Consider the following 24,885-nt stretch of genomic DNA (forward strand, 5'->3'; position numbering starts at 1 on the left):
GGCAGTCCATAGCGGACGCGGCGGCGCCGCCGTCTGTTCCGCCCATAGGAGGCCATGATGAAAGGACATCGGTTGTTTATCTTTATTTTAGCCGTCGGCGTGTTCGGCATTTTAAATACGGAAATGGGGGTTATCGGCCTTCTGCCGTACGTATCAGCGTATTTCGGCGTATCTATTTCCGAAGCGGGGGCGTTGGTCAGCTTGTTTGCCCTCATCGTCGCCGTGTCGGGGCCGGTCATGCCATTGCTCATGTCGCGATTTGAGCGGAAAAAGGCGATGCTCTTCGTGCTGGCCGTCTTTATCGCCGGCAACGTCATATCGGCCGTGACGGACAGTTTTGTTGTTCTCTTGGCGGCCCGGGTCATTCCGGCCTTTTTCCATCCCGTGTACTGCGCCCTGGCTTTTTCGGCCGCGGCAGAAGCGGTGCCGCAGGAATATGCCCCCGATGCCGTCGGCAAGGTCATGGTCGGCGTAGCTGCCGGCATGGTCCTCGGCGTGCCCGTCAGCAACTTTCTGGCCGACGCCGTATCGCTGCAGGCGGCCTTCGCCTTCTTCACGGCTGTCACAGCGGCGGCTTTTGCAGCGACACTGTTTTGCATTCCGTCCATGCCGGCCGGCCCAAAACGGACCTACGGCGAGCAAATCGGCATCCTGCGCCGTCCTGCCGTGTGGATGTCGATTTTTGCCATCGTCTTCATGAACGGCGCCTTATTCGGCGTGTTTACCTATTTGGCCGAATACTTGGGAGTCGTGACGGCCTTGTCCGGCGGTGCTGTGAGCCTGTTTTTATTCGTTTACGGCCTATCCAACAGCGCAGGCAGCTTCCTGTCGGGGCGGCTTATCCGCTGGAACGAGGGGCTGACCGTGCAGGCTTTTCCCTGGGTTCTGCTGGCGCTGTACGCCTTGGTATGGCTGGGCGGCGCGACGGCGGCTGTCATGGCCGTCCTCGTCGTGGCCTGGGGATTCGTCGGCGGCGTCAACGCCAGCACGCAGCAGTACATCCTCACCCAGACTGCGCCGGAAGCAAAGGAATTTGCCAGCGGCATCTTCCTCACGTCAGCCAACGCCGGTACCATGGCCGCGTCGGCCCTCTGCGGCTGGTGCATTGCCCAGTGGGGGACGGCGGCGGTTCTCCTGGGCGGCGCGGCCTTTGCCGCCGTCAGCGTCGTGTTCCTGCGGCTGCGGTCGCTTGCTTTTCACCGCTCTGGCAAAGAAGAAACGATAGCTCAGGTTTCATGATATTTTATAAGGAGGAATAGATATGAATTTGCATTTTATTACGCGGCGTACTCTGTCGAAAGCCGTGTTCGCTGCGGCCATAGCCGCGATGATGATGCCGTCCGTGCTGGCGGCTCCACAGACGGTTCCGGCAAAGCCGGCGGCCGTCGTACAGCAGTATGCCGACCTTGGGCCGGCCCAGGAAGTCGTCTTGAATGATATTACTGTCTATGCCTTTGATGAAAGCCCATTGACTTTAGAAAGCAGTATTTTTCCCGACCTATCTCAGTACCCGGACCGCATGGCCCTCATGCCGAAGGGGCAGTTCCATACGATTACCCGTACCTATTTGATTCAAACGGGAGATAGACGGGTCCTTGTCGACGGCGGCTGGGGCACGGAAAGCGGCGTAGACGGCAGGACAGTGGACTACTTGGCGAAATACGGCGTATCTGCGGACGACGTAACAGATATTTTGCTCACCCATATGGACGTAGACCATATTTCCGGCCTGCTTCACGGCGGTAAGGCCGTTTATCCCAACGCTGTGCTCCATATTGCCGCGAAGGAATATGACCGTTGGATTGTCCAAGGCGCCGACAGGGAAGCGGAATACATTACTCTGGCACGAAAGGTGGCAAAAGCTTATGAAGGCCGTATTGCCTTATTTGACTATGACGAAGAAATCCTGCCGGGGATTACGGCCCGCAACGCCAACGGCCACACTATGGGCCATACGTGCTATGACGTTACGTCCGGCAATAAGGGGCTGACTATTGTCGGCGATATGATTCACGTTGCGCCCATTCAGATGCGCCATACCGAGTATTGCAGCGTTTACGACGTTGATCCCGCATTGGCTGCGCAGACGCGGGAACGCGTTTTGTCAGAACTGAGCCGGACAGATCGCCTGATTGCAGGCATGCACTTCCCGCAAATCGGCAAAGTCCGCAAGGATAAGGACGGCGGCTACGTCGTCGTCCCGGACACAAAGCCATAATTTTTCTGATAATATAAAGAATCCTCCCTGTGTCCTGATGATAAGACATAGGGAGGATTTGCTGTTGTTTGATATTACGTGTCTAATGAGATGGCCGTTAAATCTTTGCGGATACGCTCCAGGAAGATGCGGCTGGCTTTGGAAAAGCGGTGCGATTTTTTCCAAAGCAAGTACGGGATCGCCTGGAGGGGCGGATGGAAGGGGCGATGGCACAGCGGGCTGTCCGGACCGGTTGGGGCGAGATTGTCGAAGGAGGTGGCATAGCCCAGCCCTTCCTGAACCAGCAGGGATGCGTTATAAAAGAGGTTGTATATGGCGACGATATGAAGCTGCTCGACGGGCACGCCGAGCCAGCCGGAAAATTCGTTGTGCTCCCAAGCCTGGGCCGAGTAAATCAAGGGGATGGAAAGGAGATCCTGCGGCTCTATGACAGCCTTTTGGCTGAGGGGACTGTCCTTACGCATGAGCAGACCCCAGCGGTGTATTCCAGGCAGGCGCAGGTAATGATATTGCGTCAGATCGAGGGGGCCGAAGACGACGGCGAAATCCGTCAGACCCTTATCCAGCTTGTCCAGCACGTCGGGTGCGTTGCCGCTATAGAAATGGGGTTGGATAAAAGGATAGGAACGCTGCATCGCCGTCAGTGTGCGGGCGATAAAGCGAATGGGCTCGCCTTCGCCGCAGCCGATGCGCACTTCGCCGCGGATTGAGGCGTCGTCCATAGCGGAAAACTCCGTCGTCGTCTTGTCGATGAGGCTGAGGATTTCTTCGGCCCGCTGGCGCAGGAGAAGTCCCTCTTCGGTCAGGCTGATGCGGCGGCTGCCGCGGATAAACAGCTGCTGCCCCAATTCCTCTTCCAGCTCCATGAGCTGCCGCGACAAGGTCGGCTGCGTGACGTGCAGGGCCTTTGCCGCCTGGGTGATGCTGCCTTCCTGCACTACTGTAAGAAAATATCGAAGTACGCGGATTTCCATGACCTCAGCTCCTTTATAATATCTATCTGTATTATATCATACGAGATGCAGCGGAGCCTTCATTTCCGTTTTGTTATAGCCCGGTATATTGTCGAAACGTACGGATGTTTGATATACTACAAGTAAGAAAAGTAATGAGAAATAAACGATTGTGTCAATATTTAATCGAAAAAATTTTAAACATCAAAATCGCCGACATTACCTATCCAGATGTGGAAAAAACGATAGATATCCGATTGGACAGCAAGAGCGTCCGTCTTGACGTATATGTTAAAGATGATACGGGACGAGTATTCGATATTGAAATGCAGTGCGAAAACGAACCGAACGGTGGCCTGACCAAGCGGACGCGATATTATCAGGCCATGATTGATATGGAAATATTAGAGACAGGCGAAGATTACGACTGCTTAAATCCGTCGTACATTATCTTCATTTGCACCTTCGACGCTTTTGGCGACGGCCTGCCCGTCTATACCTTTCGGAATCACTGCATCGAAAAGGAAGCTATAGAACTGGGAGACGAAGGAACAAAACTATTTTTAAACTGTAAAGGCGACGACAAAGCTCTGGACCCGGATATACGAGCGTTCTTGCGTTACGTCGACGGTAAGGTTGCTGAGTGCGCGCGTGTATCGGCAGACTATGTTACGGAATTAGGGAAAAAGAATTGTTTATTGTAGTCTGACTAAGGCATCTGCGGGAGCAGGTGTCTTATTTCGCAAGATAGGCTCTCGATTTTGCGAAGACGACAGTGAGATGCTGGCGGACATACGGGCGTTTTTGAGATACGTAGACGGAAAGGCGGCGGAGGGGAGATTTATGAAAGCCGTAGAAGATGAAGTCATGAGGGTGAAGGAACATAAGGAAACGAGGCGAGAATATATGACGTACGCAATGGAAACCAAACGGCGCGAGCTGGCGAGCTTTGCCGAAGGTGAAAAAACGGGCGAGAAAAAGAAAGAAACCATGATGATATTGGCTATGCTGCGGAAGGGATTTTCCGTAGAAAGTATTGCAGAGTGTGCGCAAACCTCGGTAGAATATATCATGGAATTAGGGAAAAAGAATCATTTGTTATAATCTGTATAAGGCGTCTGCGAGAGTGGACGCCTTATGTCATAAGATAGGAACTCGTTTTTGCGAAACTAACGGCAAACCGCTGGGCCCGGACCTGCAGGCGTTTTTGCGATACGTAGATGGAAAGGCGACAGTACGACATCCTATTCGTTACTATGTAAAAATACACGAGTCCGATGGCACCTTTAGGACAGGGCCATCGGACTCGTGTGTTTTTTATGCGGGAATATTCTATTCTTTAAAGCTGTTCAGCCATTTCGTCGCGCTTTCGACGGTTTGGCGGCCGTTGAGGAGCTTGCCCGACTTAATCGTCGCACCGGGACAGGACGGCTGCAGGTCTTTGGCTGTGCTGCCGAGGTCGCTGCCGCCGGACGTAGCGAAGAGTACGATCGTCTTGCCGGAAAAATCGTGGCTTTCCAAAAAGGTCTTGATGATTGACGGGGCCGTGTACCACCAGATAGGGAAGCCGAGATAAATGGTGTCGTAAGGGCTGACGTCGAGGGATTTGCCGCCTATGGCCGGGCGGAAGGAGGGATCGTTCTTTTCTTTTGTCGTGCGGCTGCTGCGGTCGGTCCAGTCTAAGTCGGCCGGGGTGTACGGCGTTTCCGGCACGATTTCATAGATATCGGCTTTGGTTGCCTGGGCTAATACGGCCGCTGCTTTGGCCGTCGTGCCGCTGGCGGAAAAATACGCTACTAAGGGTTTGTTCATCATAAAATCCTCCTTGTCATGAAATATATAGAATCTTATCTTTTCGTTCCGGCGAAGGAAAGGCATTTTCCGAGGCGCTTGCCCGTGCGGAGATAGGTGTACGTCGGAAATTCAAACAGGACCGGCGCGATTTTTTCGTAGTCCGGCTTGCCGTCGGCTGTCAGGACGCCTTCTTCCGCCAGGACGGCCTGGATTTCCAGGATGAAATTGTCGAAGGTTTCCGTTTCGTAATTGTCGACGACGCGGCATTCCAGCGTGAGGGGCGATGCCGTCGGAATAGGCGCGCCCGTTTCGCCGACGGTCCAGTCGAACAGCCTCGATTTGTCTTCCCGATGGCCGCTGACGCTGCCGGCGCAGTCAGCTTTAGGCAGCATGGCTTCGTCGACGAGGCTGACCGAGACGACGCCGTGCCGGCGGATACCTTTGTTGGTATAGTGAATCTTCGCGCAGCTGATGAGGATGCGGTCGTGACCGATGATGCCGACGTGGGCGACGGTCATCCAGCTCGGCTTGCCATCGACCATAGCGCCGACCAGGGTAAGGGGCGTCGGATACAAGGCGGGAAAGGCGCCGATATTCTTTTTCATGGATTCCTCCTGTAAAAACGCACTGTATAGTAATTAATAAATAAATAACATAACGTAACTTAATAAAATAATAGCATACGCGATGATTCTTGTCAATGTATAGCCTCATGGGCTATAATGGAGTTATATCATGAAGGATTACGTACGAGGAGGGCTATATGTCGGAATTTGTCAGAGCGCGGAGCGCCGAACAGAAGGAAGCGCGCATGGAAGAAGTGAAACGGGCTGCCGATCGGCTGTTTTCCGCCAAGCCCTATCATGAAATCACGCTGACGACCATCGCCGCCGAGCTGTCGTGGACCCGGGCTAATTTGTATAAATACGTGACCAGCAAGGAAGACATTTTCCTGGTCTTGTGCGGCGAAAAGATGAGCGCCTATATGGACGCCCTGCTGGCAGCCTTTCCGCGGGGATGCGGTTACGCCGTGGGCGTATACGCCGAGGTATGGGCCGGTATCCTGTCGGCTCATCGGGACTACCTGCGCTACGGCGATATTTTGTCATCCATTATCGAGACCAATGTATCCGTCAACAGGCTGGCAGAATTCAAAGCCCTGTATTTTGACAAGGCCGGACAGCTGGCCGACGTACTGTCGCAAAATTTGGGAATCGAAACGAAAGAGGCCTGCGAATGCATCCTGGCCGTATATTTCCACGCCGTCGGCATATGCAGCATGTGCTGCGACAATCCCCTGCTGCGGCAGGCCTTGGAGCGGGCCGGCATCGCCGTCGAGCCCGTCGACTTTCAGGACAATATGAAGCGGTTTATCGCCATGAACTTGGACTATTACGGCGCAGGCCGGAAGCAACCGCGGGGATGAAGGCATATATTGTGATTTCTCTGAAATGTTGCTATACTAAAGTCAAATGACAGGCATCATTTATTTTTTATGGAAAAGGAGAGGAAGACGCGATGAAAAAAATCATAAACGACGTGGCAAACGTAGAAGAGGAAATGATCCTGGGATTAGTCAAGGCGGCGCCGCAGAAGCTGCGCAAGCTCGACTACGGGACGATTGTCGTGCGGGAGCCGAAGCAGGAAGACAAGGTCGCCCTGGTCAGCGGCGGCGGCAGCGGCCACGAACCGGCCCACGGCGGCTACGTCGGCGAAGGCATGCTGGACTGCGCCGTAGCCGGTACGGTCTTTACGTCGCCGACGCCGGACCAAGTGCTGGAAGGCATCAAGGCCGTCGCGACGGATAAAGGCGTACTGTGCATCGTCAAAAACTATACCGGCGACGTCATGAATTTTGAAATGGCTATTGAAATGGCTGCCGACGAAGGAATCAAGGCCGATTATGTCGTCGTCAACGACGACGTAGCCGTCAAGGACAGCCTATACACGACGGGACGGCGCGGCGTAGCCGGCACGATTTTCGTGCACAAAATCGCCGGGGCTAAGGCCGCCGAAGGCGCGAGCCTGGAAGAAGTCAAGGCCGCGGCGGAAAAGGTCATTGCCAACGTCCGCTCCATGGGCATGGCTATCGAGCCCTGCACGGTACCGGCGGCAGGCAAGCCGGGCTTTGAGCTGTCCGATACGGAAATGGAAATCGGCATCGGCATCCACGGCGAACCGGGCACGCACCGCGAAGCCCTGGGCACGGCTGATTCCATTGCGAAAACGCTTCTCGACAATATCCTCGCCGATTTGGATTATAGCGGCAGCGACGTCGTCGTCCTGGTCAACGGCATGGGCGGCACGCCTCTCATGGAGCTGTACATCGTCAACAACTTCGTGCAGGATTACCTGAAGGAAAAAGGCGTCCGCGTCTACGACACGATGGTCGGCAACTACATGACGTCTATCGAAATGGCCGGCTTCTCCCTGACGCTGCTGCGGCTGGACGAAGAAATGAAGAAGCTCTACGACGCCAAAGCCGATACGCTGGCTTGGAAGAAATAAGGAGGGACAGGCGATTGAATACGCAGAAATTAGCCGAAGTCATAGCGGCCATTGCAAAAACCATAGAAGAAAATAAAGAATTCCTGACGCAGCTCGATAATGAAATCGGCGACGGCGACCACGGCATCAACCTGGCCCGCGGCTTTGCCGCCGTAGAACAAAAGCTGCCGACTTGGGCCAATACGGACATCGGCACCCTTCTTAAAGGCGTGGGCATGCAGCTCGTATCGACGGTCGGCGGCGCGTCGGGCCCCCTGTACGGCACGGCGTTCATGAAGGCCGGCATGGCCTGCAAGGGGATGACCGAGCTGGACGGGCCGGCCTTCGCCGCGGCCATGGAAGCAGCCGTCGAAGGCATCAAGATGCGCGGCAAGGCGACGGAAGGCGAAAAGACCATGCTCGACGCCTTATGCCCGGCCCTGCGGGCGGTCAAGGCAGCCGTAGAAAGCGGCAAATCGCTGAAAGAAGCCCTGCAGGACGGCGCGGCGGCCGCCGAACAGGGCGTGGCCTATACGAAGACGATCATCGCTACCAAAGGCCGGGCCAGTTACCTCGGCGAGCGCAGCCTGGGCCATCAGGACCCGGGAGCGACGTCGTCGTGGTACATGCTGCGGACCATGGCGGAGCACATAGACGAATAAGGATCGAACAACGGGCCGGCGTATTGCCGGCCTTACCTGTGAAGGAGGAAAAAAACATGGTAGGCATCGTATTGGTATCGCACAGCCAAAAGGCGGCGGAAGGCGCGGCCGAGCTGGCGAAGATGATGGCACCGGCGGCTCCTGTCGCCGCGGCCGGCGGCATGGAAGACGGGAGCCTCGGCACGAGCTTTGAAAAAATTTGCGCCGCCGTCGAGTCGGTATATTCGGAAGACGGCGTCGTCGTCATCATGGACATGGGCAGCGCCGTCATGACGGCCGAGATGGTCGTCGAAGACCTGGACGACAAGCGCGTTGTCCTTCTCGACTGCCCCTTTGTCGAAGGCGCCGTCATTGCTGCCGTCGAAGCAGAAGGCGGCACGGCCATAGACGAGATGCAGGAAAAGGTCGAAGGCGGACGGGACCGCAAGCTGTAAGGACGGGAGACTATGATACGGCGTTTATTCAAATGTCTCTGCACGCTGGTCTGCCTGGCTGCCGTGCTGGCCTTCGGCGCTGGACTGTATATCGGCAATCTGGCCTTCGAGCGGTTTGCCTCTGCGCCGTGGGACGTCATCTTCGGCATTGAAAACATGTCCTGCGACGTAGAGCGAATCGCCGCCGGCGAGGAACGGTTCGACTGGCAGGAAGCGGAGACGGCGGGCCGCGACGGCGTTCCCTTGCGGGGGACATATATTGAAGACCAGGGCGGCTCCCATCATACGGTAATCCTGCTGCACGGCCTGTATCACAATCGGGCCATGTGCCTGCCCTACGTCGGCATGTACCGCCACCTAGGCTACAACGTCCTCCTCGTAGACCAGCGCGGCCACGGCGAAAGCGGCGGCCAGACCAAATGGGGCGTCCAGGAAGCCGACGACATTGGCCGATGGGTACAGTGGCTGAAGGAAAAAGATGCATCGATGACCGTTGGCCTCCACGGCGTATCCCTGGGCGCGGCTATGGCGCTCTTGTACGCCGGCAGCGACGCCGGACGGGACGCGGCCTTCGTCGTCGCCGACAGCTCCTACGGCAACATCGTGTCCCTGGGACGGGAAAAGCTCATGGCGGCGGCGAAAGACGACCGCCTCGTCTGGGAATACGATATCCTCATGCCTTTTTTCCAGGGCGCTATGTGGTATCACACGGGCAAGTTTTTATCAGACATCGAGCCGGCCCACGCCGTACGGTCGATACGCTGTCCCGTCTTGTTCCTCCACGGGCAGGAGGACCGCCTCGTGCCGGTAAAGACGGTCTGGAGCCTCTATGAAAACTGTGCCAGTGCAGAGAAATACGTCCATGTCTTCGAAGGCTCACCCCACGCCGTCGGCATTTCTACAAACCGAAGGGAATACCGGCAGCTCGTCACGGAATTTCTCTTGGACACGCAGTAACGAAAGGTCGCGGAAACCACAGCATGATAGAATACAAAGAAATAATGGATAACAAAAAGAAATACCTGCCCCTGCTGCTGATAGCAGACGAGCAGGAGTCGGCTATCGACGCCTATTTGGAGCGCGGACGCCTGTACGTCATGGAAGACGGCGGCGTCCGCGCCGTCTGCGTCGTGACCGACGAGGGAGAGGGCGTGCTGGAGATTAAAAATCTGGCCGTCGCCCCGCCGTGGCAGCGCTGCGGATACGGGCGAGCCTTCGTCGAATATATCCGGCGGCGCTATCGGGGCGCCTTTCATACGCTGCAGGTCGGCACCGGCGACAGCCCCTTGACGATACCCTTTTATGAGGCCTGCGGATTTGTAAAATCACACCGGGTCAGAAATTTTTTCATAGACCACTACGACCATCCTATCTATGAAGGCGGCGTGCGCCTCGTCGACATGATATACCTCCGCCGGGACCTATGAACGGCCTCTGGGCAAGTAAGAATCTCCTTGCGAAGACCGTACAAGACTGCTATAATAGGAAACGGAATCATTGCAAATACTATATACAGTATAAGTAATAATAATACAATACCATATATAATATATGAGAATGCATAGGAGGGTGTTTCATGAACGAGCAGGAATGGCTGGGCGAACAGAATCAGCTGGGCATGGATATTTGGAAAAACAAGTACTGCAACAACGGCGAAACCTTTGAGCAGTGGATTGACCGCGTCAGCGGCCATGACGAAGACGTGGCGCAGCTGCTGAAGGAGCAGAAATTCCTCTTCGGCGGCCGCATTTTGGCCAACCGCGGATTGGAATACGAAGGCAAGAAAATTACCTTGTCGAACTGCTACGTCATGACGCCGCCGGAAGACAATATCGAAAGCATCTTCGACCGCGCCGGGAAGCTGGCCCGCACGTACAGCTACGGCGGCGGCTGCGGCATTGACATTTCCGGCCTCAGCCCCAAAGGCGCGCGCATCAACAACGCGGCGAAGGAGACGAGCGGCTCCATATCCTTTATGACCCTCTATTCCCTCGTGACGGAGCTCATCGGCCAGAACGGCCGCCGCGGCGCCCTCATGATTTCCATCGACTGCGCCCATCCCGACGTCCTGGAATTCATCAAGCTGAAAACCGATTTGAATAAGGTGACGAAGGCCAATATTTCCATCCGCCTGAGCGACGAATTCATGGAAGCCGTCAAGGCCCGCCAGCAGTTCCGCCTGCACTACACGCGAAAGGAAACGGGCCAGGTCATCGAAAGCATGGTCAACGCTGCCGATATCTTCCGCCTCGTCGCCGAAACGAACTGGGACTACGCCGAGCCGGGAGCCCTGTTTTGGGATCGCATCTGCCAGTGGAATCTCCTGGCCAATACGAAAGAATTTAAATTTGCCGGCGTCAATCCTTGCGCCGAAGAACCTTTGCCGGCCGGCGGCTCGTGTCTCTTGGGCAGCCTGAACCTGGCGAACTTCGTCCGCGATCCCTTTTCGGACAAGTCCCTCTTTGATTTCAACGAATTCCGCCGCTGCGTAACCATTGCCGTGCGGGCCCTGAACGACGTTCTCGACGAAGGCCTTCCGCTCCACCCTTTGCAGGAGCAGCAGGACAGCGTGCGTCAGTGGCGGCAGATCGGCCTGGGCATCATGGGCCTCGGCGATATGCTCATCAAGCTGGGCATTACCTATGGCAGCGACGAAGCCGTGGCCTTCTGCGATGAAATCGGCTTTGCTATGGCTGATACGGCCATCGCCGCTTCGGCAAGCCTGGCCGGCGAACGAGGCGCTTTTGACATGTGCCATATCGACGAAATCATGGAAACGCCCTTCTTCAAGGCCAACACGACGAAAAAGACAGCGGCTCTGGTCAAGGAAAAGGGACTGCGCAATTCCCAGCTTCTGACCATTGCCCCGACGGGCACCTTGTCGACCATGCTGGGCATTTCCGGCGGCATTGAACCCATTTACGCCAATTTCTACGAACGGAAGACCGAATCCCTTCACGGTACGGACGTATACTATAAGGTCTACACGCCTATTGTCGAACGATACATGAAGGCACACAACATTAAAGACGATTCGCAGCTGCCGGAATACTTCGTTACGGCCCTGACCCTCGACTATCATCAGCGCGTCGCCATGCAGGCCGTTTGGCAGCAGCACATCGACGCCTCCATCAGCTCGACGGTCAACGTGCCCAACAGCTTTACCGTCGAAGATACGGAAAACCTTTACCTCCTGGCCTATGAAAAGGGCTGCAAGGGCTTGACCTTGTTCCGCGACGGCTGCAAGCGGGCCGGCATCCTGACGACCCACGTCGACAAAAAATCTGTGCCCATCGCCGGCGCCGGCCTTGACCGCGGCGAAATCGTCAGCATCGACGACAACGTCATCGGCAAAAAACGCAAGCTCGTCACGGGCTGCGGTAGCCTTCACTGTCTGGCTTTCTTCGATCCCGAGACGGGAGCTCTCTTGGAAACGTACCTGAGCAAGGGCTCCACAGGCGGCTGCAACAACTTTATGATCGGCCTGTCCCGTATGATTTCCATCAGCGCCCGCGCCGGCATCGACATTTACACCATCATCGACCAGCTCAACTCGACGGGAAACTGCCCGTCCTACTCGGTCCGCCGGGCGACGCGGGGCGATACGAGCAAGGGCTCCTGCTGCCCCATGGCTGTCGGCAACGCCCTCCTTGACATGTATAACGAAGTGCAGGAAGACCTGCGCCAGTCCGCCGCCGTGACCCAGGGCGACGTGCCGGTCAAAAAAGCGCCGGTCAAGCCGAAGGCCGATAAAAAAGTCACGGCCGAAAGCATCTTCTGCCCTCAGTGCGGCGAGCCCTTAGTCTTTGAAGGCGGCTGCAACACCTGCAAGAACTGCGGCTGGAGCAAATGCAATTAACAACGTCATAGCAAAATACGAAAGGGAAGGCCGTCCTTCGGGGCGAGCCTTCTTTTTTGCGCGCAGAACTACGGGACGATATAGGCAAAGGAAACCCTTCATGATATACTTTTCTTATCAGTCTTTACAGACGCAGGATAACAAAACGATAGAGATAGGAGACTTGCTATACATGAATTCGATGAAACGATATGCCCTGCTGATGACGCTGCTGTCCTTGCTGTACAGTGCGCCGTACGGGATGGCGGCCGATGCCGGCAGCTTTAGAACAGAAGAGTATCAAGCCATAGGAGAGAATGTCTTCGACCTGATCCATGCCGCCGACGCCTATGCCCAGGGCTATACGGGCAAGGGCGTGACCGTCGGCGTAACGGATGTAAGTATTGTTAATTTTACCCATCCGGAATTTGCCGGCAAGGATAATAATACCGTAGTGCATGATGCTTTGAATGGTAATTATGGCAATTTGACATGGGGTAATCTTTTTCATGCTACGCATGTAGCGGGCATTGTTGCCGCCAATAAGGATGGGGCAGGTATGCACGGAGTTGCTTATGATGCCGGTATTGCCGGCAGTTCTGCAGCGGCGTCGTATGCTCCGGTGAACAGCCCAAATGAATCTCCTGATTTTTTACCGGCAACATCAATGTATGATTATTATTTAGCTAACCCGGATATAAAAATTATTAATAATTCCTGGGGATTTGCCGATAAGCATCTTTTTGATGTTCAAGATAAAAATGATTTTTATAATTTGCAAAATGAAGCAGTAAATGGTGATGGGTTTAAAGCAGTTAAAGCAGTGGAAAAAGCTGTGCACAATGACAAGTTATTGGTGTTTGCTGCATCGAATGAAGGAAATCTGACGGCTGCATGGGAATCAGATTTTGATATTTTAACAGGAGATAAGGCTTTTAACGATAATATTATTACCGTCACGGCAGCTAAGGCAGATAGCTTTACTAAAAACGAAAATGATAGTTTTGATGTTAAAAGCGACGCCATAGCTGTATTCTCTAACCTTGCCATGTATAACGAAGACTCTTCTGTAAGTGCGCCGGGATGGAATATAACTTCTGCTAATGCGGATTTTGAAAACCCGAAAGGCTATAGCGGTTATTTTGCTGGAAGCGGTACATCTGCAGCAGCACCGATAGTCAGCGGCGTGGGCGCCTTAGTGCAGCAGGCGTTCCCTTATTTAGGCGGCAAACAGATTGGCGATGTGCTTTTAAGCACTGCTAATGATAACATAACTAATAAAGCTGGGTATTTTATTACAACTCAATCTGGTGTCAATGAAGATAATAAATATTATTCATATATTAATGTTTATTACACTGGTTCTGAACAAAAAGACCTTAATGATATAAAAAACGATATATTAAATTATTATGACGAAAACCCTGATAGTGGTTATAATATACCTTTTGTAGATACTAATGAAAATAAGATTTACAGTGCTGGATCATTTAAGGAATATTTAGTGCAAGCATTAAATAATGAGAATGGCTATTGGGCTATAGTAAAACCTTATTATAACGTCCCGATGGATGTTATCTTTGGGCAAGGCATTGTAGATGCAGGCAAGGCTGTTAACGGCCTTGGGGCGATCAATGTGCGCCGCTTGGATAGCAGTGATATAAGCGATAAATATTCTGTTGTGGCAAATGATGAATACACTGAAAAACAGGCGTTATACAAAGTAGATACGCAGGGCTATAATTCCGTTTGGAGCAACGATATATCCGAAATCCGTGCCGGTTACATTGCCGAAAATCCGCTTGATTTAAAAAATAGTGAAGAATACGATGAAACTTCTGATGAATTTGCAGGCTTAACCGATTTGCATGACCGCTGGGTATTTTATGCTGATTCCGGAAACGATTTTTATGCTGGCACTGATGGTTCGGATGGGAAGAACTGGATGACGAATTATTATATGGACCAGTATAATAAGTGGGTTGATGATTCCGGCCTTTTGGGTTTGCACGCAGGCCTGTATAAAACCGGCGAAGGTGTTTTAGCGCTTACCGGCACCAACACCTACAAAGGCGCGAGCATTGCCGCCGGCGGTACACTGCAGATTGACGGCTCCGTGGCCGGCGACGCCTACAGCGAAGGGGACGGGATCATCGCCGGCAGCGGCACGATTCACGGCACCCTGTATAACGACGGAGCCGTCAAGGCCGGCAGCTGGGATGCCGTAACCGATGAAACAGGCAATGCGGCGACTCTCCATGTAGACGGCAATTTCAGCGGCAGCGGCGACATCGTCGTCAATACGGACGGGACGAACTCTGCCTTGATTCACGTGGGACAAAAGGCCGACGTATCGGCCATGAACTTGAAAGCCGGCCTATACGCCGCACCGGGTGCGACAGGAACGATTTTGCAGGCTGACCAGGGCGTTACAGGAGCCGAATCGCTGAACGGCGATTTTTCCGGCCTGCTGGACAGCGAAGTACAGCAAAAGGACAATACGCTTACGCTGATGACGACTATCAGCAACAACGCCGGCATTGCCGCCGACCAGTTTGCTGCCCTCAACGGCTTATTCGGCGCGCTGAACGAGGACGAGCAGAAGGACATGTTCCGCCTTTATGCCTTAGACAATGACGATTTGAAAGCTGCCATGGCTGCCCAGAACCAAAGCGCCAGTATGCATCTGGAACTGGCCTACGACGCCATGCAGAACCGAGACGTCCGCCAGGCCGTACGGCAGCAGGAGCGGACGAATCGCGACGAATCAGTCTGGGCGATTACCGGCAAGGGCTGGGGCAATATGGACGACGGCTTGAAACGGCACAGCTGGAACACGACAGTCGGCTATGATTTCTATGACGACGGCGACGTCTATGCCGGCGCGCTGGTCGCCTACAGCGACAACAGCCTGAGCGGCTATGACGCCGACGGTACCTATAAGAACTACAGCGTCGGCTTGTACGGCGGCACGAAGAACCGCCCCGGCACGGCGACGGCCTACGTAAGCTACGGCAGGCAGGAAAACGAGCTGACGCGGTATTTAGGCAGCAGCTTCAGCTACAGCGGCGCGTTCAGCAAGGTGACGAGCGATTACGACAGCACCGTCTTCGGCGTCGGCGCGGCATACGCCTATGACCTGCACTATGGGAAGGAGGCTGGCTGGCACGTCAGCCCTTACGTCGGACTGGATTACGCCCATTATCAGCAGGACAGCTTCGGCGAAGACGGAGGTGTCTTCGCTCTCCGCAGCAGCGGGTTCAGCGACAACTATCTGGCTGGCGAACTCGGCGTCGATATGAAGCGGGAGACTAACGACAAGACCTACGGATTGTCAGTAGCCTATCGGTGCGTCTTCGACGGCGACGTGCAGCATACAGGCTTTTCCTATGCCAAAGGAACGGGCCCGGGCTTCGGCGTACAATCTATGAACCGCAGCAAGGATCACGTCATAGCGTCGGCCTACGCATCGGCCAAGCTGTCCGACCGCTGGGAAATCGGCGGAGCCGTAGAGCAGGACTGGTCCCATACGAGCCGTGACCTGAGCGCCGCCGTGAACGTCGCCTATCGCTTCTGATGCCGTGATGCGAATCAAGATGGAAACGAGAGATTGGCAATCGCCGTATCGGATAGGCTAAGATATACAGGAAATGAATGTTTCATCATCCGCTATAAGCATTAGACGCAGCCAAGGCCGCACTTTATAATGAAGGTGTCTCGACGAGGAGACGCCTTCTTTTTTTAGCCGGCGACGGCTGCAGCTAGTCTCCTTCGTCGTTGAGTTATAATAAATCGTTTTATTCATTGCAGGAGGTGCGTCGTGAAATTTGGAGGAATACTCATCGCCGCGGCCCTGGCCGTGACCATCGGCTGGGCCTTTGTTTCCTACCCGCAGCCGGCAGAATCCGTGCAGGCCGCTGTGCCGGAACGCATACTGATTGCCTATTATTCTCAGAGCGGCCATACGGAGGCCGTCGCCAAGGCGATTCAGCAAGAGACGGGCGGCGACTTGTACCGCATACGGACGAATCTTGTCTATCCGAAGAATGCGCCGGCCATGCAGAGCCGGGCCAAGGCGGAATACAACGAAGGGCTCCGTCCGCCCTTGGCCGAACCGATGCCGGATATGAGCCGCTACGACGTCGTCTTTTTAGGTTTCCCAAATTGGTATAACGCGCCGCCGGCAGGAGTGTTTACTTTTTTGGAACAGACGGACTGGAAGGGAAAGGCCATCGTTCCCTTCGTGACCTACGGCCTGAGCGGCTGGGGCAGTAGCATCGACGATATGCGGGCTGCCGCGCCGGACGCCGTCCTTGCTAAGGGATTGGCCGTTCATGCATCTCAGGCTGGACATTGCAAAGAAGCCGTCGCGTCTTGGATAGATTCGCTGGGACTAAATGCCATACAAGGAGGTCGGAAACGATGAAGCTGCAGATTCGCCGCCATGCCGTGCAGCTCTGCGCGGCCGTATTATACAACTCCAACGCCTTTACGCCCCTGACGGGCCGGGCCGTCGATTTTCCCTATGACAAGACCTGCGTGCCCGGCTTAAACTGCCAGTACTGCCGCTACACCGTGGCCGGATGTCCTTTAGGCGTGACGCAGCAGGCGCTGAGCGGTTCCTTTTCTGCCGTGGCCTGGCAGTTTTGGGGGATACTGGTATTGTTTGGCCTCTTATTCGGCCGGATGATTTGCGGCTGGGCCTGTCCCATGGGCTGGCTGCAGGAGCTGTTGAATAAAGTGCCATTTCCAAAGCTGAAAAAGAACCGAATGACCTACTATTTGTCTTACGTAAAATACGTGATGACCGTCTTGTTTGTATTAGCCATTCCCTTGTATACGGGGCTGGTGACGGGACGGGGAATTACGGCCTTCTGCGCTTGGATTTGCCCGGGGAATTTCTTGGAAGCCTTATTTCTGCCGACGTTGTTTCAGGGCAGTGTCGACAATTTAGTCATTGCCGTGCAGAATTCTAAATTTTTCTGGGTCATGGCCCTGCTCGTGGCGATGTTGTGGATATACCGCCCGTTCTGCCGCTTTCTCTGTCCTCTCGGCGCGTTTTACGGCTTGTTTAACCGGTTTTCCGCCGTGGGAATGACCGTAGACGTCAAGGCGTGCATTCATTGCTCCGCCTGTGTGCAGACGTGCCCGATGGATATCCGCACTGTCGGCGACAGGGAATGCATCGGCTGCGGCGCTTGTATGGCCGCCTGCCCGACGAAGGCCATCCGCATCAGGCGGCCTTTTGGAAAATAAAAGAGTATATATCAAACAGTATGATTGTGGAGGTGCAAAATCGATGAAAAGAAAATTGCTTTGTATTGCCGCCGCGCTGAGTACGTTGTTTGCCGCTGCATCTGTCCAAGGGGCGAGCGTGCGGACGCCGGACGGGAATATGCCCCTGATTCACTGGGCCGTCGTCGAATCGGCTGACGGACAGATGGGTGTCCTGCAGCAGTTAGGGGCGAAGCACGTCGCTCCGGAAGTTGCGAAGGAAGATGGCACCTACGCCCTGTATGGAGCCGTAGATGCCAAGAATCCCAATATCATGCGCGTATTGGAATTCTATGAAGACGACGACGCCTACCGCATCCACGCGGCGAGCGACGGCTTCCGCGCCTATGACGAAGCGCGTCGTCCCTATTTGAAGGGCGTGAAGATTTTGGAAGCCACAGGCATCGCCCTGGAACAAAAAGACAGCGGCGTGGGGACGAGCGTACAGATGGATTTGATCCAAGTCAAGCCGGAATGCCTGGAAGCCTATGAGCAGCGATTGGTCGAGGAAATCCGCCGGGCCGCCGCTGATGATGAGCACGTCGTCGGACTCTATGCGACGGCTGAAAAGGACAATCCGGCCCGAATCCATACGATGGGTATCTTTACCGATGAAGAAGGCTATGAAGCGTATGTCGCTTCGCCGGCATACCAGGCCTTCTGCCGCGATACGCAGGACATGATCGTCATGCAGAATCACATCGAAAATCAGCCCGTCCGCATTACGCTAAGCCAACGGGGCGTGAAATAATATACGGGCAGTTTTCATTGACAGAACCTGTAACTATCGTTATACTAATTGTAGAAAAGAAAGTAATGTGCCACAGCGCACGAACACCCCGGAAAGGTAGCGACTTTCCGGGGTGTCTTGCTATGGGCTGATTGCTCTTATCGATATCTGTTCAGCCACTGACAGATATAATTAGCGAGTATACCTGCCGCAACAGATAGTAAAAAAGAAAGTAATGTGGTTTCCACGGCGCATCTCCTTTCCGTTGCTGGATAGGAGAAAGAGCAACACGTTTAGTATAGCATAGGACACAGATAAATAGAATATATGTTTTGTTGCGTAAACAGCATGCTAGAGAGGCCCGTCACCATAGCGCGGCAAGCATATAGTTCGCTATACGTGATTTTTACCTTTCTGTGTCTTGACAGATAATACATTTGTGTTTATAATAGACCTAATTTTACGAAACCAACGCGATGAAAGAGAAAAAAGCTTGGCGTGTCTGTTACAGAGAGCTGCCGGAACGGTGCGAGGCAGCAGGGCAGCAAAGCATTCCGCTCCGGAGCATCAAATGACGAATTTGACGGGTACGCCCGATACAGCGCGACGAGATGGCCGAAAGGCAAGCTGGGTGGCAACGCGGGAGTATACTCTCGTCCCTTTTTAGGGACGGGAGTTTTTTTATTATTACAAGCGAGAGAGTTTCCCTGCGGCTCTCTGCACGAGGGGACATGAGAGGTATGAAACGAGTGTATAATTTTAACGCCGGACCGTCGGCGATGCCGCTGGACGTATTGAAAGCGGTACAGGCTGAATTTCTCGATTTTAATCATACGGGGATGAGCATCGTAGAAATCAGCCACCGCAGCGCGGCCTATCAGGATATGCAGGATGAAACGGTAGGGCTCATGCGCCGTCTGCTTCAGGTGCCGGACGACTATCATATCGTCTTTATGCAAGGCGGCGGCAGCCTGCAGTTCGCCATGCACGCCATGAATTTTCTCAAGCGCCGCGGCGGCTATCTGAATACGGGCGTATGGTCCGACAAGGCCATGAAGGCGGCGTCCTTCTTCGGCGACGTCTACGAAGTGGCGTCCAGCAAGGCCGACGGGTTTTCCTATATTCCCAAGGCCGATACCTTTGTCGTCCAGCCCGATACGGACTACGTGTACATGACGTCGAACAATACGATTCACGGCACGGAATGGCACGGCTATCCGTCCTTCGACGTGCCCTTGTTCTGCGACATGTCCAGCGACTTCATGAGCCAGCCTGTAGACGTGTCGAAGTTCGATTTCATCTATGCCGGCGCCCAGAAAAACATCGGCCCGGCCGGCGTCGTCGTAGCCATCATCAAGGATTCTCTCCTGGCGCAGGCGAAGGAAGACGTGCCGGTCGTACTCCAGTACAAGACCTATGTGGAACACGACTCGACGTATAATACGCCGCCGGTCTTCGGCATTTATTTTATCAACAAGGTCATGCATTGGCTGGAAGACAACGGCGGCTTGGAAGGGGCGTACCGGCGCAATGTGCAGAAGGCCGGCATCGTATACGCGGCCATCGACGGCAGCGACGGATTTTACCGGGGCCATGCGGCTGCCGATTCGCGCAGCCTCATGAACGTGACGTTCAACCTGCCGACGGCGGAGCTGGAAGCGGCATTCGTCGCCCAAGCGGCGGAACGGGGCATCATAGGCCTCAAGGGCCATCGGTCCCTCGGCGGCTGCCGGGCGTCTATTTACAACGCCGTGACGGAGGAAGGCTGCCGGGCCCTGGCCGAATTTATGGAAGAATTCAGAAAGAACCATTAACCTACGGCGGGCGCGAAGCCCGCACAGTACAGTAGATGATCAGGAGGATACGAACATGAAAATATTAGTCAGCGACGACGTTTCTATCAAAGGGGTAGAGCTGCTGCGGGAGCACGGCTATGAGGTAGACGTCAAAACGAATTTAGACGAAGAAGGCCTTATCGAGTGCATCGGCGAGTACGACGGCCTGATTACCCGCTCTATGACTCACGTGACGGAGAAGGTCATCGATGCGGCCACGAAATTGAAGGTCATCGGCCGGGCCGGCGTCGGCGTCGACAGCATCGACATCAAGACGGCGACGGAACGGGGGATTATCGTCGTCAATGCGCCGACGTCCAATACGGTAGCTGCGACGGAACACACCTGCGCCATGATCATGGCCATGACCCGCCACATCCCCCAGGCTCACGATTCCCTGATGGCCGGCGAATGGGACCGGGAACGGTTTACAGGCATCCAGCTCAAAGACAAGGTCATCGGCATCATCGGCCTCGGCCGCATTGGCTCGGGCATCGCCAAGCGCATGCAGGCCATGGAAATGAAGACCATCGGCTACGACCCGTACATTCCCGAAGACCGCTTTAAGCAGCTCGGCGTCGAATCGGTCGACTTGGATACGCTCCTGCGCACATCCGACTACATTACGATGCACACGCCTCTGACGAAGGAGACGACGGGCATGATCGGCGCGGAAGAAATCGCCAAGATGAAAGATGGCGTGCGGGTGATCAACGTATCGCGCGGCGCTGTGCTGGATATCAACGCCCTGGCTGACGCCCTGCGGAGCGGCCACGTAGCCGGCGCGGCTGTCGACGTCTTCCCGGAAGAACCGCTGGGACAGGATATCAATCCCTTTGAAGGCTTGGACAACGTCGTCATTACGCCCCATCTTGGCGCATCGACTGTCGAAGCGCAGATCGGCGTGTCCGTCGACGTCGCCGAAGGCGTCATGGCTGCCCTCAACGGCGAACCCGTGCCGACGGCGGTCAATATGGCTCCCGTACCGATGAATGTGTACAACGTCATCCATCCCTATTTCGATCTCATGGAACGGATGGGCGTTATCGGCGTATACCTCACGGAAGGGCCGATGAAGGAAATCCAGGTCGAATACACGGGCGAACTGGCCGATACGGAAACGCGGCTCCTCACGACGGCCGTCCTCAAGGGAGCTCTGAACCCCATATTGCAGGACTCGGTCAATTTCGTCAACGCGCCGGAAGTCGCCAAGACGCGTCATATCGCCGTCAAAGAAATCAAGTCTCACGACAGCGGCTATTTTCTCGACGCCGTGACGGTGCGCATCAAGACGGCCAAAGGCGAACACTCCGTCGTCGGTATGCTGTTCAATAAAACCGAAGCGAAAATCGTCCAGATCGACGAATACCGCGTCGACTTTACGCCCGAAGGCTACCTGCTCCTGGCACCCCACGTCGACCAGCCGAACATGATCGGCCAGATTTCGACGATCCTCGGCCAGGCCCGCATCAACATCACAGGCATGCAGGTCGGCCGCATGACCCAGGCCGGCAACAACATCATGGCCATCGCCGTGCAGGACGACATTCCCAACGACATCATGCTCAAGCTCCGTTCCATCGACGGCATTCTCGATATGAAGCTCATTCACTGCGACGTGCAGCACTAGGAGGACACTATGGTACGCATCATACTGATTCGCCACGGCGAAACGCAATGGAATATAGAAGGCCGCTATCAGGGCCAGGAAGACACGCACCTGAGCGAACGAGGCCTTAGGCAGGGCCATATGGTAGCCCAAGGCCTGAAGGATACGCCCATCGACGCAGCCATTTCCAGCCCCTTGGAACGGTCGTACATGACCTGCGCTTTCTGCGCTGAGCTCCACGGCCTCGACGTGCAGAAGGACGACCGGCTCCTGGAAATCAACCACGGCGACTGGGAAGGCCGCCTGGCTGACGACATCGAAGCCCAGTACCCCACGGAATTTCACCAGTGGCACACGGAGCCCCATCTGGTTACCATGCCCGGCCCGGGCGGCGAGTCCCTGGAAGACGTGCGCCGCCGCGTCCGCGCCGCCTTCGACGAATACGCTGCGGCCTACGACGGCAAGACGGTCCTCGTCGCCGCCCACGACGCCGTAAACAAGGCGATTATATGCGACGTCCTCGGCCTCGACATGAGCCATTTCTGGCAGATCAAGCAGGACAACACCTGCATCAACGTCCTCGAATGCCAGGATGGCCGCTGGCGTCTCGTCCTGCTGAATTCAACAAATCACATGGGGTATTTGTTCAGCGGTATTGAACAAAAAGGGCTGTAACGAGTATAATATAACAGTACAAATTTATGCTGTTTTGCATAACGAAAGGAAGAATACCAATGTTAGATACGAAATTTATTCGCGAACACGTTGAAGAAGTCAAAGACAACCTTGCCAAGCGTCACGCCAGCGCCGATGTAGACAAATTCGTCGAACTCGATGCCAAGCGCCGCGAGCTCCTGCAGAAGGTAGAAGCCATGAAGAGCGAACGCAACACGGTGACGCAGGAAATCAGCAAGCTGAAACGGAATAAAGAAAACGCCGACGCCCAGATCGCCGCTATGAAGAAGCTCGGCGACGATATCGACGTCCTCGATAAAGAAGTCAAAGCCGTAGAAAAAGCCATGCTCGACATCCAGCTCATGATTCCGAACATGTGCAACCCCTCCGTTCCCGTCGGCGAAGACGACAGCGACAACCCGGAAGTCCGCAAATGGGGCGAACTGCCGAAATTCGACTTTGAACCCCTCAATCACTGGGATGTAGGCGAAAACCTGGGCATCCTCGACTCCGAACGGGCTGCAAAGGCGACGGGCGCACGGTTCTATTACTACATCGGCCTCGGCGCGCGCCTCGAACGGGCCGTATACAACTTCATGCTCGACCAGCACGTCTATAAAGACGGCTACACCGAAGTCATCCCGCCGTACATCGTCAACCGCGACACCATGATCGGCACAGGCCAGCTGCCGAAATTCTACGAAGACATGTACCGCCTGAACGTCGAAGGCGAAGAAATGTACATGATCCCGACGGCTGAAGTGCCCTTGACCAACTACTACCGCGGCGAAATCATCGACGGCTCCAAGCTGCCTATTTACCTGACGGCGATGACGCCATGCTTCCGCGCCGAAGCAGGCTCGGCCGGCCGCGACACGCGCGGTCTCATCCGCCAGCACCAGTTCCACAAGGTAGAAATGGTCAAATTCTCCGCTCCTGAAACGAGCTATGAAGAACTGGATAAGATGACCAACAACGCCGAAGATATTCTGAAAGCCCTCGGCCTTCCGTATCACGTCGTCTGCCTCTGCACCGGCGACATCGGCTTCTCCGCCGCGAAGACCTTCGACGTCGAAGTATGGTTCCCGGCACAGGGCAAATACCGCGAAATTTCGTCGTGCTCCAACACGGAAGATTTCCAGGCTCGCCGCGCCAATATCCGCTTCCGCCGCTCGCCGAAGGACAAACCGGAATACGTCCATACCCTCAACGGCTCCGGCCTCGCCGTAGGCCGTACCGTCGCCGCTATCCTGGAAAACTACCAGCAGGCCGACGGCTCCGTCGTCGTACCGGAAGTCCTCCGTCCGTACATGCACTGCGACGTCATTACGAAACAGAAATAAGACTGGTTATATAATATAGAAATATAAAAAGAACGGGACGTTCCTATGGTATGATGTGACCCCAAAAAGTTAGACTTTAGTAACGAGGTAGTTTTTGCTATCTCGTTACTTTTTTATGCCGCGGACAAGGACAGCCTGTATTTGACAGGACTCTTCCAGCCTAGTTTTTCTTTGATTCTTTGTTCGTTATAGTATTTGATATACTGTTCGATGGCTGATTTCAATTCTTCGTAACTATAGTACACGACGCCATAGTACATTTCCTGCTTCAGTAGGCCGAAGAAGTTCTCCATCACGGCATTATCCAGACAGTTGCCTTTCCGGGACATGCTTTGAAAAATCCGCTCTTGCTTGAGCTTGCGGACGTACGCCTTCATTTGGTATGCCCAACCCTGATCGGAATGAAAGGTTCTGCGATACGGGCAATCCGCGGTGATGTCGATTGCTTCCGCCTGTGCTGCTAATATATTTTCAGCAGAAGGACGGTTCCCTATTCTATAGCTGAGGATTTCTCCATTGAACATATCCAGAAAGGGATCTAGATACAGCTTATGCTGCGTCAGATGCCCCTGGGCATCCAATTCATAGTATTTAAATTCTGTCGTATCTGTTGTGATTTTCTGATGGGGAACCGTCGTGTGAAAGCGACGGCGTATTCTATTGGGAGCGATGGTTCCCACCTTCCCTTTGTAAGAGCTGTATCTGCGGCTCTTGCGCGTAAAACAAGTGACCTGAAGGCTCAGCTTTTGCATGATACGCTGTACTTTCTTCTTGTTCACGCGCCATCCCTGATTGGTAAGCTCACCCGTGATTCGCCGATAGCCATAGGTGGTATGCTGTTTGCAGAGTTCCTGTATGGTATCTTCTAATTCTTTGTCCGGATGTTCGCGGCCCATGCGTTTCTGCCAGTACATGTAGGTGGCTTTCGGCAAATGGGTGTAGGAGAGAAGATCTTTTAGTTTGAATTGTCCTCGGAGACTGAAGATGACGTTTGCAACCCTCTCCGCTTTGCTTCGTCCTCTAACCGCAGTCT

23 protein-coding genes and 2 pseudogenes are annotated in these 24,885 nt (G+C 54.6%); 20 read left to right on the forward strand and 5 right to left on the reverse strand.

The features are described from left to right. Window positions 1–54 precede the first annotated feature (54 nt). The gene (locus OCV58_RS08225) at window positions 55–1,239 is read left to right on the forward strand and encodes an MFS transporter (protein ID WP_154877522.1); all 1,185 of its coding nucleotides are present in this window, start codon (window positions 55–57) and stop codon (window positions 1,237–1,239) included. 22 nt (window positions 1,240–1,261) lie between these two features. Then, window positions 1,262–2,218 carry an MBL fold metallo-hydrolase gene (locus tag OCV58_RS08230; protein WP_154877523.1) on the forward strand — a complete coding sequence of 319 codons (957 nt, stop codon included), beginning with the start codon at window positions 1,262–1,264 and terminating at the stop codon, window positions 2,216–2,218. Window positions 2,219–2,292: 74 nt separating this feature from the next. Here the strand turns inward: OCV58_RS08230 and OCV58_RS08235 are convergent, their stop codons facing one another. Next, on the reverse strand, window positions 2,293–3,192 hold the full coding sequence (locus OCV58_RS08235) for a LysR family transcriptional regulator (RefSeq protein ID WP_154877524.1): 900 nt from the start codon (window positions 3,190–3,192) through the stop codon (window positions 2,293–2,295). Between the two features lie 134 nt (window positions 3,193–3,326). Here OCV58_RS08235 and OCV58_RS08240 point away from each other — a divergent pair, with 134 nt between their 5' ends. After that, window positions 3,327–3,875 carry an Rpn family recombination-promoting nuclease/putative transposase gene (locus OCV58_RS08240; RefSeq protein WP_198643441.1) on the forward strand — a complete coding sequence of 183 codons (549 nt, stop codon included), beginning with the start codon at window positions 3,327–3,329 and terminating at the stop codon, window positions 3,873–3,875. A 139-nt stretch (window positions 3,876–4,014) separates the two neighbouring features. Then, a complete protein-coding gene (locus tag OCV58_RS08245; protein ID WP_087478388.1) occupies window positions 4,015–4,275 on the forward strand; it encodes a hypothetical protein in 261 nt (86 codons plus the stop codon). 228 nt (window positions 4,276–4,503) lie between these two features. Here OCV58_RS08245 and OCV58_RS08250 read toward each other — a convergent pair whose 3' ends face one another. After that, window positions 4,504–4,986: a flavodoxin gene (locus OCV58_RS08250; protein ID WP_267312850.1), complete on the reverse strand. Its 483-nt coding sequence runs from the start codon at window positions 4,984–4,986 to the stop codon at window positions 4,504–4,506. A gap of 32 nt (window positions 4,987–5,018) precedes the next feature. Continuing rightward, window positions 5,019–5,570: a flavin reductase family protein gene (locus tag OCV58_RS08255; RefSeq protein WP_154877525.1), complete on the reverse strand. Its 552-nt coding sequence runs from the start codon at window positions 5,568–5,570 to the stop codon at window positions 5,019–5,021. Window positions 5,571–5,728: 158 nt separating this feature from the next. On the opposite strand from OCV58_RS08255, the gene OCV58_RS08260 reads away from it, so the two are divergent. The 7 genes from OCV58_RS08260 to OCV58_RS08290 all read left to right on the forward strand — a co-directional run bounded on the left by OCV58_RS08260 (window position 5,729) and on the right by OCV58_RS08290 (window position 12,407). Beyond that, a complete protein-coding gene (locus OCV58_RS08260; protein ID WP_154877526.1) occupies window positions 5,729–6,391 on the forward strand; it encodes a TetR/AcrR family transcriptional regulator in 663 nt (220 codons plus the stop codon). A 92-nt stretch (window positions 6,392–6,483) separates the two neighbouring features. After that, a complete protein-coding gene (dhaK, locus tag OCV58_RS08265; RefSeq protein ID WP_154877527.1) occupies window positions 6,484–7,473 on the forward strand; it encodes a dihydroxyacetone kinase subunit DhaK in 990 nt (329 codons plus the stop codon). 14 nt (window positions 7,474–7,487) lie between these two features. Then, window positions 7,488–8,114, forward strand: a complete 627-nt coding sequence (dhaL, locus tag OCV58_RS08270) for a dihydroxyacetone kinase subunit DhaL (RefSeq protein WP_154877528.1) — start codon at window positions 7,488–7,490, stop codon at window positions 8,112–8,114. Between the two features lie 56 nt (window positions 8,115–8,170). After that, a complete protein-coding gene (gene dhaM, locus OCV58_RS08275; protein WP_154877529.1) occupies window positions 8,171–8,548 on the forward strand; it encodes a dihydroxyacetone kinase phosphoryl donor subunit DhaM in 378 nt (125 codons plus the stop codon). A 12-nt stretch (window positions 8,549–8,560) separates the two neighbouring features. Further along, window positions 8,561–9,505 carry an alpha/beta hydrolase gene (locus OCV58_RS08280; RefSeq protein ID WP_154877530.1) on the forward strand — a complete coding sequence of 315 codons (945 nt, stop codon included), beginning with the start codon at window positions 8,561–8,563 and terminating at the stop codon, window positions 9,503–9,505. Window positions 9,506–9,528: 23 nt separating this feature from the next. After that, window positions 9,529–9,975 (forward strand): GNAT family N-acetyltransferase, encoded by a 447-nt coding sequence (locus OCV58_RS08285; protein WP_107195378.1) that lies wholly within the window; start codon window positions 9,529–9,531, stop codon window positions 9,973–9,975. A 149-nt stretch (window positions 9,976–10,124) separates the two neighbouring features. Then, window positions 10,125–12,407: an adenosylcobalamin-dependent ribonucleoside-diphosphate reductase gene (locus OCV58_RS08290; RefSeq protein ID WP_154877531.1), complete on the forward strand. Its 2,283-nt coding sequence runs from the start codon at window positions 10,125–10,127 to the stop codon at window positions 12,405–12,407. Between the two features lie 166 nt (window positions 12,408–12,573). Here the strand turns inward: OCV58_RS08290 and OCV58_RS08295 are convergent, their stop codons facing one another. Next, window positions 12,574–12,906 carry a hypothetical protein gene (locus tag OCV58_RS08295; RefSeq protein WP_267312851.1) on the reverse strand — a complete coding sequence of 111 codons (333 nt, stop codon included), beginning with the start codon at window positions 12,904–12,906 and terminating at the stop codon, window positions 12,574–12,576. Between OCV58_RS08295 and OCV58_RS12230 the strand changes: the two are divergent. From OCV58_RS12230 to serS, 9 genes and pseudogenes are all read left to right on the forward strand, one after another. After that, a pseudogene (locus tag OCV58_RS12230) lies at window positions 12,790–13,599 on the forward strand (S8 family serine peptidase); the annotation flags it as partial. The gene OCV58_RS08295 and the pseudogene OCV58_RS12230 sit on opposite strands and share 117 nt — an antisense overlap. Window positions 13,600–14,331: 732 nt before the next feature. Continuing rightward, the gene (locus OCV58_RS08305) at window positions 14,332–15,963 is read left to right on the forward strand and encodes an autotransporter family protein (protein WP_267312853.1); all 1,632 of its coding nucleotides are present in this window, start codon (window positions 14,332–14,334) and stop codon (window positions 15,961–15,963) included. 243 nt (window positions 15,964–16,206) lie between these two features. Next, window positions 16,207–16,812, forward strand: coding sequence for a flavodoxin (locus tag OCV58_RS08310; protein WP_267312854.1), 606 nt, complete (start codon window positions 16,207–16,209; stop codon window positions 16,810–16,812). Then, complete coding sequence (locus tag OCV58_RS08315; RefSeq protein WP_154877534.1) at window positions 16,809–17,642, forward strand: 4Fe-4S binding protein; 834 nt, start codon at window positions 16,809–16,811, stop codon at window positions 17,640–17,642. Before OCV58_RS08310 ends, OCV58_RS08315 begins: the two co-directional genes overlap by 4 nt. A gap of 43 nt (window positions 17,643–17,685) precedes the next feature. Continuing rightward, entirely contained in the window at window positions 17,686–18,411 is a 726-nt protein-coding gene (locus OCV58_RS08320) for a putative quinol monooxygenase (protein ID WP_154877535.1), read from the forward strand. Window positions 18,412–19,130: 719 nt separating this feature from the next. Next, on the forward strand, window positions 19,131–20,204 hold the full coding sequence (gene serC / locus OCV58_RS08325) for a 3-phosphoserine/phosphohydroxythreonine transaminase (protein WP_154877536.1): 1,074 nt from the start codon (window positions 19,131–19,133) through the stop codon (window positions 20,202–20,204). Between the two features lie 55 nt (window positions 20,205–20,259). Continuing rightward, window positions 20,260–21,855 carry a phosphoglycerate dehydrogenase gene (gene serA / locus OCV58_RS08330; RefSeq protein WP_154877537.1) on the forward strand — a complete coding sequence of 532 codons (1,596 nt, stop codon included), beginning with the start codon at window positions 20,260–20,262 and terminating at the stop codon, window positions 21,853–21,855. A gap of 9 nt (window positions 21,856–21,864) precedes the next feature. Beyond that, window positions 21,865–22,509: a histidine phosphatase family protein gene (locus tag OCV58_RS08335; protein ID WP_154877538.1), complete on the forward strand. Its 645-nt coding sequence runs from the start codon at window positions 21,865–21,867 to the stop codon at window positions 22,507–22,509. A gap of 59 nt (window positions 22,510–22,568) precedes the next feature. Continuing rightward, the gene (serS, locus tag OCV58_RS08340) at window positions 22,569–23,852 is read left to right on the forward strand and encodes a serine--tRNA ligase (protein WP_107195369.1); all 1,284 of its coding nucleotides are present in this window, start codon (window positions 22,569–22,571) and stop codon (window positions 23,850–23,852) included. Window positions 23,853–23,965: 113 nt separating this feature from the next. Here serS and OCV58_RS08345 read toward each other — a convergent pair. Beyond that, window positions 23,966–24,885 (reverse strand): annotated as a pseudogene (locus tag OCV58_RS08345) (IS3 family transposase); the annotation flags it as partial.

It is taken from the genome of Megasphaera stantonii, from assembly GCF_025567065.1.
GTDB classification, from domain to species: Bacteria; Bacillota; Negativicutes; order Veillonellales; family Megasphaeraceae; genus Megasphaera; species Megasphaera stantonii.